Here is a 14,035-nt window from a genome sequence, read left to right as displayed (position 1 = left end):
CGCGAGCACACCCCCGACCACCGCCGACACCGCAGCCCCCACCGCATTCAACGCGGCAACGAACCCCGCGAACGCCGCCGAATGCCCCAACGACCGCGTCAAGTAGTACGACAGAAACGGCGCGACAAAAGCCCCCGTCCGCGCCACCAACGTGCTGAACCACACCCACCAGAAAACGCGCGGCAACCCCCCGACATCCAGCACACGCAGCACCCTCGCCCGCATCCCCACCCCAGTCCAGGTCGCCGCCAGACACCAGGTAACCACCGCAGCGCCGCATCAGAGATTACTGACCACCCCTGACAACCGCACCGCCTTTTCACCCCCAAGATCGCCAACCACAAGACCCGCCGACGACAAGGCAGGACCACCCGATACACACACCTTCAAGGCAGCACTGTCAGGGCAATGAAACAGCCACCGACCGCCACCCGGGCTGACAACGCCGCCACCATCACAAAGCGAGAACAAACCGATGGCGCGATCGACAAGGGAGCGATCCCCGCCCACCACAGCCACGCCGCCCCCAGCGACTCACGACTGCCACCGCGAACCGCCAGCAGCAACCTCAGGGCCGCTGTCAGCGCCGTCGGCATTCGCCCTTTCCATAGCGGCCGCACGCTTTCCGCCGCCAGCCGTGGCCACCACCACCGGTGTGCCGGGATCCGGTCTCCATCAGGGCGCCACCGCTGCCGCCACTAAGTGGGTACCGCGCCGCCGCCCCTGTCTCTGACGTGACGTTCACCAGCGAAGACCGCATCCGTGACGTCGTCCACAACCGAGGACCCGGACTATGAGGCAAAGAAGGCCCGGTTGAGTACCTGTATGCGATCGACGACGGCGAGGTCACAACGGAGCCGGGCGAGCCGGAGGTGATCTGGTGCCTGGACGAGTTCAGCCCGTCGAACCTGAAGCCTCACCGCAGCCGACACTGGGCCACGATCAGCGGCAAGAACGCCCATCCGGACCGGGCCCGCTACCAAGTCACCGGGCCACCTGCGACCGCAACGATGGCCTCCGGCACCTGTTCGTCGGCTACGACTTGATCGACGACAAGCTGTTCTGGCACGTCGGATCTGACCACGAAGAAAGGCACCCTGCTTGGGCCCTTCCCCGTGTTCAGTCGGCCGAGACCGGGAACAGCCGGGAACGTCGCTCGCTCGCCCGTTCCAAGGATCACGATCCGTATTCCCGCCGCAAGGCCCTGACCAGCAAGAAGGCCCCGAACCGTGTCTGGTCCGGAGCCTTCTTCTATGTGGGCGATACTGGGATTGAACCAGTGACCTCTTCCGTGTCAGGGAAGCGCTCTCCCGCTGAGCTAATCGCCCGTGCTTGTTCTGTTGTCCTGCGGTCTTGCCTTCGTGCGAGGTGGTGACGGGATTTGAACCCGTGTAGACGGCTTTGCAGGCCGTTGCCTCGCCTCTCGGCCACACCACCGTGGGGCCGATCAGGCGTGGAGCACGGTACCCGACCAGCCTTCCGTCCGAGCGGATGACGAGACTCGAACTCGCGACCCTCACCTTGGCAAGGTGATGCTCTACCAACTGAGCCACATCCGCGTGCGCTGTCGGGGTTTTACTCGGTTTCCCTCGTTGCGCCCCCTGGCGACACCATGAACTGTAGCGGATCGGGGCGGGGATCCAAAAACCATTCCCCTCAGGCGTCACATGGTTGGGTTGAAATCGGCTTGAAGGCGGGCAGAACGGTGCTTGTGGTCTCGCTGGGCGATCATGTCGCTACAATGAGTCGCCATTCGTTCGGGTGGTTCGGCGGCGGTGGCGGGTCGGTGCGCTGGTCGGCGCGGCCAGCATGGTGCGGGTCGGCGGACGGGTTCCGGCGTGCGGTTCGGTTTCGGGTGTGAACGGGAAGAGGTGCGCGATGGCGCGGCTGAGGCGGCGGGTCGCACGGATGGCGGCGTGGAGCGTTGCGGGGATGTTGACCGTGGCGGGGGTGGCCGCGGCGACGGCGTTGGCGGCGCCTTCGAAGCCGGCGGCGGAGGCGTTGCGGCCGATCCCGCGGATCGTCGGGGGTGCGGCGGCGCCGGACGGGGCGTATCCGTTCATGGCCGCGCTTCAGCAGTGGGCGGGCAACAACTATCTGACCATCTGCGGCGGGACGCTGATCGCGCCGGATGAGGTGCTGACCGCGGCGCACTGCGTGGATCAGTGGTCGGTCGGGCAGCTGACCACCGACGGGCAGCCCAAGGAGCGGATCATCGTCGGCCGTACCGTGCTGTCCGCGGATGGCGGCGCGATTCGGGTGCCCGGCGCCATCCACGTCGACCCGGCCTGGGACTCGGCCACGGAGGCCGACGACGCCGCGGTGGTGCGGCTCGACTCGCCGATCGCCGGTGTCGACTCGCCGACCATGCCGACCTCCGGCAACCAGGCCTATGAGCAGGCCGGTGCCCCGGCCCGGGCCATCGGCTGGGGCAGTACCCAGGCGCAGGGCCCGGCCGACGTCGGCGGCGGTGTGTACCCGGACGAGCTACAGCAGGTGGACCTGCCGGTGGTCGGCGACACGGCCTGCCAGGGTGTGTTCGACGGTGTCCGCAATCCCCAGCTCTACCCGCAGGAAATGCTGTGCGCCGGCGGCGACGGCCGGCACGACGCCTGCACCGGCGACAGCGGCGGCCCGCTGCTGACCGCCCTGCCCGGCGGCACCTGGGAACTGATCGGGGTCACCAGCTGGGGCAACGGCTGCGCGGTCCCGGGCACGCCGGGCGTCTTCACCCGGCTGTCGGCGCCGGATATCCACACCTTCGTGGCGGCGACGAGCGGGGCGACCGACTTCGGGCCGTGAGGTGGCCGGGCCGGGCAAGGCAACGGCCCGTGAGGTGACCACACACGGCAGGTGATCGTGCCCGGCGGCCGCGCCAACCGGAGGGTAGCCGAGCGCAATGAAGAGAGCCTGGCCCCCTCTACAGAGCCGCCCACGAGCCCAGAGATCGCGTCGAGAGACAATGAGGGCGTGCCCTCCCTCGCCCAGCACGCCCCGCACATACCCACCGGAGCCGAGCCCCTGGCCCACTTCGCGGGTCGGCTCGCTACCGGCCTGCGCGACGTCACCTCGGATCTGACCGCCCTGGACTCCGTCGGTTTCTGGGCCGTCGTGGGCACCTACGAAGGCGACTGGACCCTGGCCCGTTTCGACCACGTTCGGGACGCCCCGCTCCCCCCGCCGACGACACCCTGGGTCGGCCCCGATCGCGACGCCTGGGTCTCCTCGATGGATCAGGGTGCCTACGTCGGTGCCGTCAAAGCCATCCGCGACGAGATCGCCGTCGGCGAGGCCTACCAGGTGAACCTCTGTCGCGTACTGTCTGCGCCGATCGCTCCGCAGGCCGATCCTGTTGCCCTGGCGGCGCGCCTCTATTTAGGGAATCCCGCTCCGTACGCCGGCGTGGTGGACGTGCCCGGCACCCGAGTGGTGACCGCGTCTCCCGAGCTGTTCCTCCGCCGTGACGGTCGCCGCGTCACCTCAGAACCCATCAAGGGCACCGCGCGGACCGCTGCGGAGTTCCTGCCCAAGGACACCGCCGAGAACATCATGATCGTCGACCTGGTCCGGAACGACCTGGCCCGGGTCGCCGAGGTGGGCACGGTTGAAGTGCCCTCGCTGCTGCGCGTCGAGCCGCACCCCGGCCTGGTGCACCTGGTGTCGACCGTGACCGCGGACCTCGCCCCGGACGCCGGGTGGCCCGAGTTGGTCGCGGCGACCTTTCCGGCGGGTTCCATCACCGGCGCGCCGAAAAGCAGTGCCCTGCGCATCATCGACGATCTTGAGAACGCCGCGCGCGGCCCTTACTGTGGCGCCATCGGTTGGGTGGACGCCGACCGCGGGCTCGGCGAACTCGCCGTGGGGATCCGCACCTTCTGGTGGCGGGAAGACCGCCTGTGCTTCGGTACCGGGGCCGGGATCACCTGGGGATCGGATCCGCTGGGAGAATGGGACGAGACCGAGCTCAAGGCCGCGCGGTTGTTGGCGGTCGCCTCGGGTCCGCAGCTTGTCGGCGAGTGAAGGAGACTTGTGAGCCATGAGCACTGACAAAGTCTGGGTCGATTCCGGCCTGGTCGACGCCTCGATCCCGCACATCTCGGTCTTCGACCACGGATTCACCGTCGGCGACGGTGTGTTCGAGGCGGTCAAGGCGGTCGGCGGGCGCCCCTTCGCCCTGACCCGGCACCTGCAGCGGCTGGTCCGCTCGGCCGAGGGCCTGGGGCTGCCGCCGGTGGACGTCGACGCCGTCCGGCACGCGGTGACCGAGACCCTGCTCGCCAACGACGTCCCGCCCCTGGCCCGGATCCGGATCACCTACTCGGCGGGGCTCGCGCCGCTCGGCTCCGAGCGCGGCGACCACGGGCCCACGCTGGTGGTGGCGGTCGGTGCGAGCAAGGCGCACGCCGAGACCACGGTGATCGCCACCGTGCCCTGGCCCCGCAACGACCGCGGAGCCGTGGCGGGTATCAAGACGACTTCCTACGCCGAGAACGCCAAGGCGTTGGCCCACGTACGCGACGCCGGAGCCACCGAGGCGGTGTTCGCCGACACCGCCGGCCGGCTGTGCGAGGGCACCGGCAGCAACATCTTCGTGGTCCGTGACGGCCGGATCCTGACCCCGACCCTGGACACCGGCTGCCTGGCCGGCGTCACCCGCGCCCTGGTGCTGAAGTGGATCCCGGCCGTCGAGGAGACCGACCTGCCGCTGGAGACGCTGCTGGACGCCGACGAGATCTTCCTGACCTCGACGCTGCGCGACGTGCAGGGCGTGCACCGGGCGGACGGCCGCGAGCTGGCCGCGCCGGGCCCGGTCACCAAGGACGTGATGGCCGTGTTCGCCGAGCGGTCCGCCGAGGACCACGACCCGCTGTAGAACCAGCTGTAGAACTCTCTGCAAAGAACGCTATAGAGAAACGCTATAGCGAACCCGCAGAGAACCTGCGCAAGAAACGGAACGCCCCCACCGATGGTGATCGCATCGGCGGGGGCTCAGCGGTTCCGGGGGTTCGCGCCTCAGTTGTCGGCGAAGAGGTGCATCAGCTCGGCGTCCAGGTCGTAGAACCGGTGCTCCAGTCCTGGCGGGACGGCCGTGTTGGTGCGCTTGAGGAAGGATTCCAGGGCCCGCGCGGGGGCCTCCAGAAGCGCCTCCCCTTCGGGCGAGCTGAGCGCCAGACACACGATGGCCTGGCCGCGACTGCGCGAGGGCCACACCCGGACGTCGCCGGTACCGGTGGGCCGACGAAGCCCCTCGGCCAGCAGTTCCCGGGCGAAGACCCAGTCCACGGTGTCCTGCCCGCCGGTGTGGAACGTGGCGTGGACGGCGTAAGGGTCGGCGGTGTCGTAGCGCAGGCCCGCGGGGACCGGCAGCGAGGAGTCGCCGGAGATGACGAGACGCAGCTGCAGCTCACAGGTGACCGATGAGCTCATGGCGGTCGGCCTTTCGCTAGGAGTGCGCCGAGGCGGGCGGTCCCGAACTCAGCGGTTCACACCCCCGCGGACCAGTTGGTCCGCGTCGAGGGGCGCGAAGGAGGAATGCCACGGTCCGGTGGTCGGTAAACCCGTGTGCCCGGTATACGGCGATGTGCGTAGGCCATCAGGTCGAGGACAAGACCTTGACGTGCACGACAGGCGCCCCGGCGACCCGCGGCGCAATCCCCCGAATCGGGACAGAACCCACCGTATACCACCGGTGACACAGTGTGACGAATTCCACCCTTCCCGGCGGGTCGCCGCCCCTTACGCATAACGCCTCAACCGCGGCGCGCGCCGCAAGGGGAAAGGGGTGCGCGCGGGGCCGTCCGGATGCGGTAAGGTTACGGACGTCGGAACGGCCCTAGAGGCGCGCGACGATCAAGCACGGGCGATTAGCTCAGCGGGAGAGCACTGCCTTCACACGGCAGGGGTCACTGGTTCGATCCCAGTATCGCCCACACAGAATTCGACCGCCATCTCTTCGAGGTGGCGGTTTCGTGTTTTCACCGCACTCCCCTCGGCCGGAACTGAACGCTGATCCGCGGGCCCAGCGGCCGTGCGGACTTCGGCACCGCGTGTTCCCAGGTGCGCTGGCAGCTGCCGCCCATGACCAGCAGGTCGCCGTGGCCGACTTCGTAGCGGACCGGCGTGGCGCCGCCGCCTCGGGGCCGCAGGGCAAGGACCCGCGGGGTGCCGAGGGACATGATCGCGATCATGGTGTCCTCCGACGAGCCCCGGCCGATGGTGTCGCCGTGCCAGGCCACGCTGTCCCGGCCGTCGCGGTACAGACACAGGCCGGCCGTGGTGAAGGGCTCGCCGAGTTCGGGTCCGTAGTGGCCGTCGAGGGCCGCCCGCGCCTGCGTGAGCATGGGGTCCGGCAGGTCTTCACCGTCGCCGTAGAAGCAGAGCAGGCGGGGGACGTCGACCACCCGTTCGTACATCTTCCGGCGTTCCGCGCGCCAGGGCACGGACTCCAGAAGGCGGGCGAACAGGTCGTCCGCTCCCGAGATCCAGCCGCGGCGGAGGTCCACCCAGGCCCCGTCGCTCAGCGTCACGCGCTCGACCGCGGCACCGAGCGCGCCGACGGATTCGGGCGTGTCGGTGTCGAGGAGCGAGCCTTGGAACCACGCGTCGTCGAACATGTGTTCAATTCTAAGCGGAACCGCTGACCGGGCGGCTATCGTCGAGGCGCACAACAGCCCAACTTCAAGAGCACCACGGGAGTCACGCCGCATGAGCGCCACGGTCGTCGCCAAGGAACTCACCGCCGGCCACGGCGACCGCGTCCTGTTCTCCGGCCTGGACCTATCGGTCTCCCCCGGCGACGTGGTCGGCCTGGTCGGGGTGAACGGCGCCGGCAAGTCCACGTTGCTGCGCCTGCTCGCCGGGCTGGACCAACCGGAGCACGGCGGGGTCCAGCTGAGCCCGCCCAGCGCCACGATCGGCCACCTCCCGCAGGAGCCCGAACGGCGGCCGGCGGAGACCGTCCGGCAGTTCCTGTCCCGCCGCACCGGCGTGACGGCCGCACAGGAGGCCCTGGACGCCGCGACGGCCGCCCTCGTGGAGAGCGCGCCCGGTGCCGACGACGCCTACTCCGAGGGCCTGGAGCGCTGGCTGAACCTCGGCGGCGCAGACCTCGACGAGCGTGCCGAGGCGGTCGCCGCCGACCTCGGCCTGGCCGTGGATCTGGACCTGGAGATGACCTCGCTGTCCGGCGGCCAGGCGGCCCGCGCCGGCCTGGCCTCGCTCCTGCTGAGCCGCTACGACGTCTTCCTGCTCGACGAGCCGACCAACGACCTCGACCTGGACGGCCTGGAGCGCCTGGAGCGCTTCGTCTCCGAACTGCGCGCTCCGGTGGTCCTGATCAGCCACGACCGCGAGTTCCTGGCCCGCACCGTGAACCGGGTCGTGGAGCTCGACCTGGTCCAGCAGCTGATCCGCCAAGTCGGCGGCGGCTATGAGGACTACCTGCGGGAGCGCGAAGTAGAGCGCCAGCACGCCCGCGAGGAGTTCGAGGAGTACGCCGACACGAAGGCGGGCTTGGAAGCCCGGGTCCGGATGCAGCGCAACTGGCTGGACAAGGGCGTCAAGAACGCTCTGAAGAAGCGGCCGGACAACGACAAGATCCTGGCGAAGGCACGCGCGGAATCGACTGAGAAGCAGGCAGCGAAGGCCCGACAGACCGAGAAGCGCATCGAGCGCCTGGAGGCCGTCGAGGAGCCGCGCAAGGAGTGGGAGCTGCGGATGACGATCGCCGCCGCACCCCGCTCCGGCGCTGTGGTCGCGACGCTGCGGGAGGCCGTGGTCCGGCTCGGCGACTTCACTCTGGGCCCGGTGAGCCTGCAGATCGACTGGGCCGAGAAGGTCGCGATCACCGGAGCCAACGGCGCGGGCAAGACCACCCTGCTCGCCGCGCTGCTGGAGCGGGTCCCGCTGGACGAGGGCACCGCCTCCCTCGGCCCCGGCGTAGTGGTCGGCGAGGTCGACCAGGCTCGCGGCCTGTTCCTCGGCGACCAGGCGTTGCTGAGCGCTTTCGAGGCTCAGGTCCCGGAGATGGAACCGGCGGAGGTCCGCACCCTGCTGGCGAAGTTCGGCCTGAAGGCGGACCACGTCCTGCGCTCGGCGGCGACCCTCTCCCCCGGTGAACGGACCCGCGCCGCCCTGGCCCTGCTCCAGGCCAGGGGCGTGAACCTCCTGGTGCTGGACGAGCCGACCAACCACCTGGACCTGGCGGCGATCGAGCAGCTGGAGTCGGCGCTGGCGAACTACCCCGGGACGCTGCTGCTGGTGACCCACGACCGGCGGATGCTGGAGGCTGTACAGACCACCCGCCGGCTGGATGTGGCCGACGGGAAGGTCACCGAGCTTTGAGGCAGCCGCTTCCCTGACACGGAAGCGGTCAGCCGCGGAGCACCTGCTGCCCCTCCGCGAAGAACGCCGCGATCTCGTCGACCGTCGCCGCCAACGGGCGCACCGCCCCGAACGGCGCGTTCCAGAACGTGCCTGTGCGCGGCTTGTGGGGCCCGACGTACATGTAGGGATCGTCCAGGTAGTCGTCTCCGAGGGAGACGCCGTAGTTGACCTCGTTGACCGTGATGGCGACATCGAAGTGCTCCGGCCACAGCACCGGTATCTGATCCGGGGCGAAGCGGCGCAGGCCCTGGTCGCCGCGATCCAGCGCGTCGAGGAGCACCCGGGCGGCGCGGGGGTCGAGGACCGGACGGTCCGACGGCTGCGCCCCGGAGCCGTGTTGGTACAGCCCTTCCGGGGCACCCGCGATCACGCCCAATCGGGACCCGAGTTCGGCGTACGTGGCGCCGCGCACCTCCACCGCCGTGTCGTGGGCCCGCACCTTCAGGTGATCGACGCGCAGGTCGGGGGCCACGATCGTGGAGAAGGCGCCGGGCAGGACCCGCAGCCTGATGGTGCCGTGCTGCCGGTATTGCGGCCCGGCGAGCAGCAGTTCGGCGATCCCGTGCAGGGATGCCCTGGTGGTCTGGTTGGAACCCATCGCGTGCTCCTATCCGCCGGCGGCGTCGCCCCGGCGATAACCAGAAGAAGTAATGCCCGGGCGCAGCCTATCCTTGACTTGCCATGGACTCTCAGCTCAAACCGGCTCCGCTCGCCGAGCTCACCGCTCGCCTCGTGGAGCTGACGCCGCATGACCGGCGTCGCCTGTCGCGCCGTATCGACGGCGCCCGACGCATCCGCAATCCGCAGGCGCTGCAGGCGGTGGCCGCGGAGATCGAGGCCGAGATCCTGGTGGCCGCCGGGCGGGCGCAGGCCCGGCGGGCCAGCGTCCCGAAGATCACCTATCCGGAGAACCTGCCGGTCAGCGCGCGCAAGGACGACATCGCGGCAGCGATCCGGGACCACCAGGTCGTGGTGATCGCCGGCGAGACCGGGTCCGGCAAGACGACGCAGATCCCGAAGATCTGCCTGGAGCTGGGCCGGGGCGTCGCCGGGCTGATCGGGCACACGCAGCCGCGCCGGCTGGCCGCCCGCACCGTGGCCGAGCGCATCGCCGAGGAGTTGGGGCAGCCGCTCGGGGAGAGCGTCGGCTACAAGGTCCGCTTCACCGACCACTCCAGCGACGGCACGCTGGTCAAGCTGATGACCGACGGCATCCTGCTGGCCGAGATCCAGCAGGACCGGACGCTGAGCCGCTACGACACGATCATCATCGACGAGGCACACGAGCGGTCGCTGAACATCGACTTCCTGCTCGGCTATCTCAAGAACCTGCTGCCGCGCCGACCCGACCTGAAGTTGATCATCACCTCGGCGACCATCGACCCGGAGCGCTTCGCCCGGCACTTCGCCGACAAGGACGGCAAGGACGCCCCGATCGTTGAGGTATCCGGCCGCACCTATCCGGTAGAGGTCCGCTATAGGCCGCTCCTCCTAGAGGATCCCGAGGCGGACGGCGATGCCGGAGACCGCGACCAGATCCAGGCGATCAGCGACGCCGTGGACGAACTCGGCCGGGAGGGCCACGGCGACATACTCGTGTTCCTCTCTGGAGAGCGCGAGATCCGCGATACGGCGGACGCCCTTAAGAAGCGCAATCTACGCACCACAGAGATCGTCCCCCTATACGCGCGCCTGAGTACCGCCGAACAGCACAAGGTCTTCGAGTCGCACGCCGGCCGCCGCGTCGTCCTGGCGACCAACGTCGCAGAGACCAGTCTCACCGTCCCGGGCATCCGCTACGTGATCGACCCGGGCACCGCACGCATCTCCCGCTACAGCAACCGCACCAAGGTGCAGCGCCTGCCGATCGAGCCGGTGTCGCAGGCCTCGGCGAACCAGCGCAAGGGCCGCTGCGGCCGCACCAGCGACGGCATCTGCATCCGGCTCTATGGCGAGGATGACTTCCTCTCCCGCCCGGAGTTCACAGAGCCGGAGATCCTGCGTACCTCCCTGGCGTCCGTCATCCTGCAGATGAGCGCGCTCGGCCTGGGCGACGTCGCCGCGTTCCCGTTCCTGGACCCGCCGGACGCCCGCAACATCCGCGACGGGGTGAACCTGCTCCACGAACTCGGCGCGCTCGACCCCGAGGAGCAGGACCACCGCAAGCGCCTGACCCCGGTCGGCCGCAAGCTGGCCCAGCTCCCGGTGGACCCGAAGCTGGGGCGCATGGTCCTGGAGGCGGACCGCAACGGCGCGCTGAAGGAAATCATGATCATCGCCGCCGCGCTGTCCATCCAGGACCCGCGCGAGCGCCCGGCGGACAAGCAGCAGGCGGCCGCGGAGAAGCATTCGCGCTTCAAGGAGCAGGGCTCGGACTTCCTGGCGTGGCTGAAGCTCTGGGACTACATCAAGGAGCAACAGAAAGAGCTCTCCTCGAACCAGTTCCGGAAGCTGTGTAAAGCGGAGTTCCTGCACTACCTGCGCATCCGCGAGTGGCAGGACGTACACAGCCAGCTCAAGCAGATCGCCAAGCAGCTGGAGCTCACCCCGAACAGCACCGAGGCCGGCCCCGACCAGATCCACATCAGCCTGCTGAGCGGACTGCTCTCGCACATCGGCCTCAAGGACACGGACTCCTTCGAGTACATCGGCGCCCGCAGTGCGAAGTTCGCCATCTCCCCCGGCTCAGTCCTCTTCAAGAAGTCGCCGCAGTGGGTCATGGCGGCGGAACTGGTCGAGACGTCCCGCCTGTGGGGGCGCGTGGTCGCCACCATCAAGCCGGAATGGGCAGAGCCTCTGGCGCAGCATCTAGTGAAGCGCACCTATAGCGAACCTCACTGGGAGAAGTCTGCAGGCGCCGTCATGGCGTTCGAGAAGGTGACCCTTTACGGGATCCCGATCGTGGCCTCCCGGAAGGTGAACTACGGCAGCATCGACCCCGAGGTGTCGCGCGACCTGTTCATCCGGCACGCGCTGGTAGAGGGCGACTGGCAGACCCACCACAAGTTCTTCTCCGAGAACCGCAAGCTGCTCGCCGAAGTCGAGGAGCTGGAGAACCGCGCACGCCGCCGCGACATCCTCGTGGACGACGAGACACTGTTCGTCTTCTACGACGACCGGGTACCGGCCGACGTGGTCTCGGCCCGGCACTTCGACTCCTGGTGGAAGAAGACCAGCCGGGAGCAGCCGGACCTGCTGAGCTTCGAGAAGTCGATGCTCATGAACGACGGCGCGGGCGCCGTGGTGGAGCAGGACTACCCGGACTCCTGGCGGCAGGGCCGGATGAAGTTCCGGCTGACCTACCAGTTCGAGCCGGGCACGGACGCCGACGGCGTCACCGTGCACATCCCGCTGGCGGTGCTCAACCAGGTCGCGCCGGAGGGCTTCGACTGGCTGATCCCGGGCCTGCGGGAGGAGCTGCTCACCGCGCTGATCAAGTCGATGCCCAAGCAGCTGCGGGTGAACTTCGTCCCGGCGCCGAACTTCGCCCGGGCGCTGCGCAAGACCCTGATCCCCCACGAGGGCCCGCTGCTGGACGCGATCGCCCGCGAGCTGCGCGCCGTCTCCGGACACCGGGTCGAGCCCACGGACTTCGGCCTGGACCGGGTGCCGGACCACCTGAAGATGACCTTCCGGATCGTCGACGACAAGGGCCGCAAGCTCGCCGAGGGCAAGGACCTGGAGGCGCTGAAGCTCACGCTGAAGGTCAAGACCCGGGACGTCATCAACGACGCCGCCGACGGCCTGGCCCGCGAGGGGCTGAAGAACTGGAGCGTCGGCACGCTGACGAAGACCTTCGAGCAGAAGCGCCGGGGGCTGACGATGAAGGCCTACCCGGCGCTGGCCGACGCCGGCGACAGCGTCGCGGTACGGCTCTACGACACCGCCGAGGACCAGCGCCGCGCCATGGCCACCGGCACCCGCCGGATGCTGCTGCTGAACGTCAACTCGCCGATCAAGCACATCAACGGCCGGCTGAGCAATCCGGCGAAGCTGGCACTGAGCCACAACCCCTACGGCAACGCCGTGGCACTGCTCGAGGACTGCGTCGCCTGCGCGGCCGACCACCTGATCGCCCTGAACGGCGGCCCGGCCTGGGACGAGGCGGGGTACCAGAAGCTGTTCGACGCGGTCCGTGCCGAGCTGGCCGACACCTCGATGCAGGTGGTGCACACCGTCGAGCGCATCCTGTCCGTCTCGCACGAGGTGGAGCGCAAGCTCAAGGGCACGACCAGCCGTTCCCTGCTGACCGCCCTCGCGGACGTCCGCGATCAGCTGACCGGGCTGATCCACAAGGGCTTCGTCTCCGAGGCCGGCTTCGACCAGCTGCCGCAACTGGTTCGCTACCTGCGGGCCATCGACCGGCGGCTGGACAAGCTCCCGGACAACCCGAACCAGGACCAGCTCCTGATGTTCCAGATCCACGACGTCCGCGACGAGTACCAGCTGCTGCTGGACCGCCTGCCCGCCGGCCGCCGCGGCGACCCGGACGTCCGGCGGGTCCGGTGGATGATCGAGGAGCTGCGGGTGAGCCTGTTCGCCCAGCAGCTCGGGACGCCGGAGACGGTGTCGGCCAAGCGGATCTACCGGGCGATCGACGCGATCGAGGGCTGACCGGCATCCGGCGCCCTGCCACCCGGCACCGTGCGGCGCAGGACCGCGCTATCCGGTGTCGCATTATTCGGCTCAACGGCATTTCCCATCTACGTATCAGCGCTCGTGTAACGCCGGTATGATCCGAGGCCATGAGCCCCGCTGCCGGAACCCCGTGGTCCGACCCCGTCGCCACCGACTCCGCCAGCGGCGGTGGTGCCGATGCCGGAAGCCGGATAGACACCTCGAAGCCGCACCCCGCGCGGATCTACGACTACTTCATCGGCGGCAAGCAGAACTTCCCGGCTGACCGGGCCGTCGCCGAGCAGCTGGTCGAGACCATGCCGGTGCTCCCGGTGCTGGCGCGGGCGAACCGGGCTTTCCTGGGGCGGGCCGTGCGCTACGCGGCGCAGCAGGGGGTGAAGCAGTTCCTGGACATCGGCGCGGGGCTGCCGGCCGCCGGGAACACCCACGAGGTGGTCCAGTCCGTGCACCCCGACGCCACGGTGGTCTACGTCGACAACGATCCGCTGGTCACCGTGCACGGCCGGGCGCTGCTCGCCGACGAGGCGCGGACCCGGGTCTTCGAGGCCGATCTTCGCGATCCCAAGTCGATCCTGTCGCACCCCGACGTCACCGCGCTCATCGACTTCGACCAGCCGGTCGCCCTGCTCATGGTGGCGGTGCTGCACTTCATCACCGACGATGCCGATCCGGCGGGCCTGGTCGCCGCCTTGACCGAGAACCTGGTCCCCGGCAGCCACCTGGTGATCTCGCATGCCGGTTCGGACCTGCTACCGGAGGACCTGGAGGGCATGGAGGCCTACCAGCAGGCCTCTGAAGGCGCCCTGCGCGATCACGCCCAGATATCCGGGTTCTTCGACGGCTTCGACCTGGTCGATCCCGGTCTGGTGCGGTTGCCCGAATGGCGGCCGACCGAAGAACTGCCGACCGATATCGACCGGTACTGGATGTACGGCGCGGTCGGCCGGAAGCGGTGATAACCCCTAACGGGGTTCATAGGTTTACCTCTCCTTGCTGTCCCGACTGTCCCGGA

General features: G+C 69.1%; 9 protein-coding genes, 4 tRNA genes and 1 pseudogene. 7 read left to right on the top strand and 7 right to left on the bottom strand.

Annotated elements, in window-relative coordinates:
- From KGQ19_RS11070 to KGQ19_RS11055, 4 genes and pseudogenes are all read right to left on the bottom strand, one after another.
- A pseudogene (locus tag KGQ19_RS11070) lies at positions 1-213 on the bottom strand (MFS transporter); the annotation flags it as partial.
- 1,043 nt (positions 214-1,256) lie between these two features.
- Positions 1,257-1,328 (bottom strand) — tRNA-Val (locus KGQ19_RS11065).
- A 38-nt stretch (positions 1,329-1,366) separates the two neighbouring features.
- Positions 1,367-1,437 (bottom strand) — tRNA-Cys (locus tag KGQ19_RS11060).
- Between the two features lie 49 nt (positions 1,438-1,486).
- Positions 1,487-1,559, bottom strand: a tRNA-Gly gene (locus KGQ19_RS11055).
- Between the two features lie 373 nt (positions 1,560-1,932).
- Between KGQ19_RS11055 and KGQ19_RS11050 the strand changes: the two genes are divergently transcribed.
- From KGQ19_RS11050 to KGQ19_RS11040, 3 genes are all read left to right on the top strand, one after another.
- Positions 1,933-2,802, top strand: a complete 870-nt coding sequence (locus KGQ19_RS11050; RefSeq protein WP_212009010.1) for a S1 family peptidase — start codon at positions 1,933-1,935, stop codon at positions 2,800-2,802.
- A 168-nt stretch (positions 2,803-2,970) separates the two neighbouring features.
- A complete protein-coding gene (locus KGQ19_RS11045) occupies positions 2,971-4,020 on the top strand; it encodes a chorismate-binding protein (RefSeq protein WP_307856389.1) in 1,050 nt (349 codons plus the stop codon).
- A gap of 16 nt (positions 4,021-4,036) precedes the next feature.
- Positions 4,037-4,873, top strand: a complete 837-nt coding sequence (locus KGQ19_RS11040) for an aminotransferase class IV (protein ID WP_212009009.1) — start codon at positions 4,037-4,039, stop codon at positions 4,871-4,873.
- Positions 4,874-5,013: 140 nt separating this feature from the next.
- On the opposite strand, the gene KGQ19_RS11035 is transcribed toward KGQ19_RS11040, so the two are convergent.
- Positions 5,014-5,427, bottom strand: a complete 414-nt coding sequence (locus KGQ19_RS11035; protein WP_212009008.1) for an SsgA family sporulation/cell division regulator — start codon at positions 5,425-5,427, stop codon at positions 5,014-5,016.
- 431 nt (positions 5,428-5,858) lie between these two features.
- Between KGQ19_RS11035 and KGQ19_RS11030 the strand changes: the two genes are divergently transcribed.
- Positions 5,859-5,930: transfer RNA gene (locus KGQ19_RS11030), tRNA-Val, on the top strand.
- A gap of 45 nt (positions 5,931-5,975) precedes the next feature.
- Here the strand turns inward: KGQ19_RS11030 and KGQ19_RS11025 are convergent.
- Complete coding sequence (locus KGQ19_RS11025) at positions 5,976-6,614, bottom strand: alpha-ketoglutarate-dependent dioxygenase AlkB (protein WP_212009007.1); 639 nt, start codon at positions 6,612-6,614, stop codon at positions 5,976-5,978.
- Positions 6,615-6,705: 91 nt separating this feature from the next.
- Here KGQ19_RS11025 and KGQ19_RS11020 point away from each other — a divergent pair, with 91 nt between their 5' ends.
- A complete protein-coding gene (locus tag KGQ19_RS11020) occupies positions 6,706-8,343 on the top strand; it encodes an ABC-F family ATP-binding cassette domain-containing protein (protein WP_212009006.1) in 1,638 nt (545 codons plus the stop codon).
- 28 nt (positions 8,344-8,371) lie between these two features.
- Here the strand turns inward: KGQ19_RS11020 and KGQ19_RS11015 are convergent, their stop codons facing one another.
- On the bottom strand, positions 8,372-8,983 hold the full coding sequence (locus KGQ19_RS11015) for a hypothetical protein (RefSeq protein WP_212009005.1): 612 nt from the start codon (positions 8,981-8,983) through the stop codon (positions 8,372-8,374).
- 83 nt (positions 8,984-9,066) lie between these two features.
- Between KGQ19_RS11015 and hrpA the strand changes: the two genes are divergently transcribed.
- Entirely contained in the window at positions 9,067-12,999 is a 3,933-nt protein-coding gene (gene hrpA, locus KGQ19_RS11010; protein ID WP_212009004.1) for an ATP-dependent RNA helicase HrpA, read from the top strand.
- Positions 13,000-13,130: 131 nt separating this feature from the next.
- Positions 13,131-13,979 (top strand): SAM-dependent methyltransferase, encoded by an 849-nt coding sequence (locus KGQ19_RS11005; RefSeq protein ID WP_212009003.1) that lies wholly within the window; start codon positions 13,131-13,133, stop codon positions 13,977-13,979.
- The last annotated feature ends 56 nt before the right edge of the window (positions 13,980-14,035 follow it).

The sequence above is a fragment of the Catenulispora pinistramenti genome (genome assembly GCF_018274385.1).
Lineage (GTDB): Bacteria > Actinomycetota > Actinomycetes > Streptomycetales > Catenulisporaceae > Catenulispora > Catenulispora pinistramenti.
The sequence above is the reverse complement of the archived record's forward strand: the minus strand, read 5'-3'. Positions and strand labels throughout refer to the sequence as shown.

What these genes read in the sequence shown, in the direction of transcription:
- KGQ19_RS11040 (WP_212009009.1), top strand. Translation starts at nt 4,037, where the DNA reads ATGAGCACTGACAAAGTCTGGGTCGATTCCGGCCTGGTCGACGCCTCG.
- KGQ19_RS11005 (WP_212009003.1), top strand. Translation starts at nt 13,131, where the DNA reads ATGAGCCCCGCTGCCGGAACCCCGTGGTCCGACCCCGTCGCCACCGAC.
- KGQ19_RS11015 (WP_212009005.1), bottom strand. Translation starts at nt 8,983, where the DNA reads ATGGGTTCCAACCAGACCACCAGGGCATCCCTGCACGGGATCGCCGAA.
- KGQ19_RS11020 (WP_212009006.1), top strand. Translation starts at nt 6,706, where the DNA reads ATGAGCGCCACGGTCGTCGCCAAGGAACTCACCGCCGGCCACGGCGAC.
- KGQ19_RS11025 (WP_212009007.1), bottom strand. Translation starts at nt 6,614, where the DNA reads ATGTTCGACGACGCGTGGTTCCAAGGCTCGCTCCTCGACACCGACACG.
- KGQ19_RS11035 (WP_212009008.1), bottom strand. Translation starts at nt 5,427, where the DNA reads ATGAGCTCATCGGTCACCTGTGAGCTGCAGCTGCGTCTCGTCATCTCC.
- hrpA (WP_212009004.1), top strand. Translation starts at nt 9,067, where the DNA reads ATGGACTCTCAGCTCAAACCGGCTCCGCTCGCCGAGCTCACCGCTCGC.
- KGQ19_RS11050 (WP_212009010.1), top strand. Translation starts at nt 1,933, where the DNA reads ATGTTGACCGTGGCGGGGGTGGCCGCGGCGACGGCGTTGGCGGCGCCT.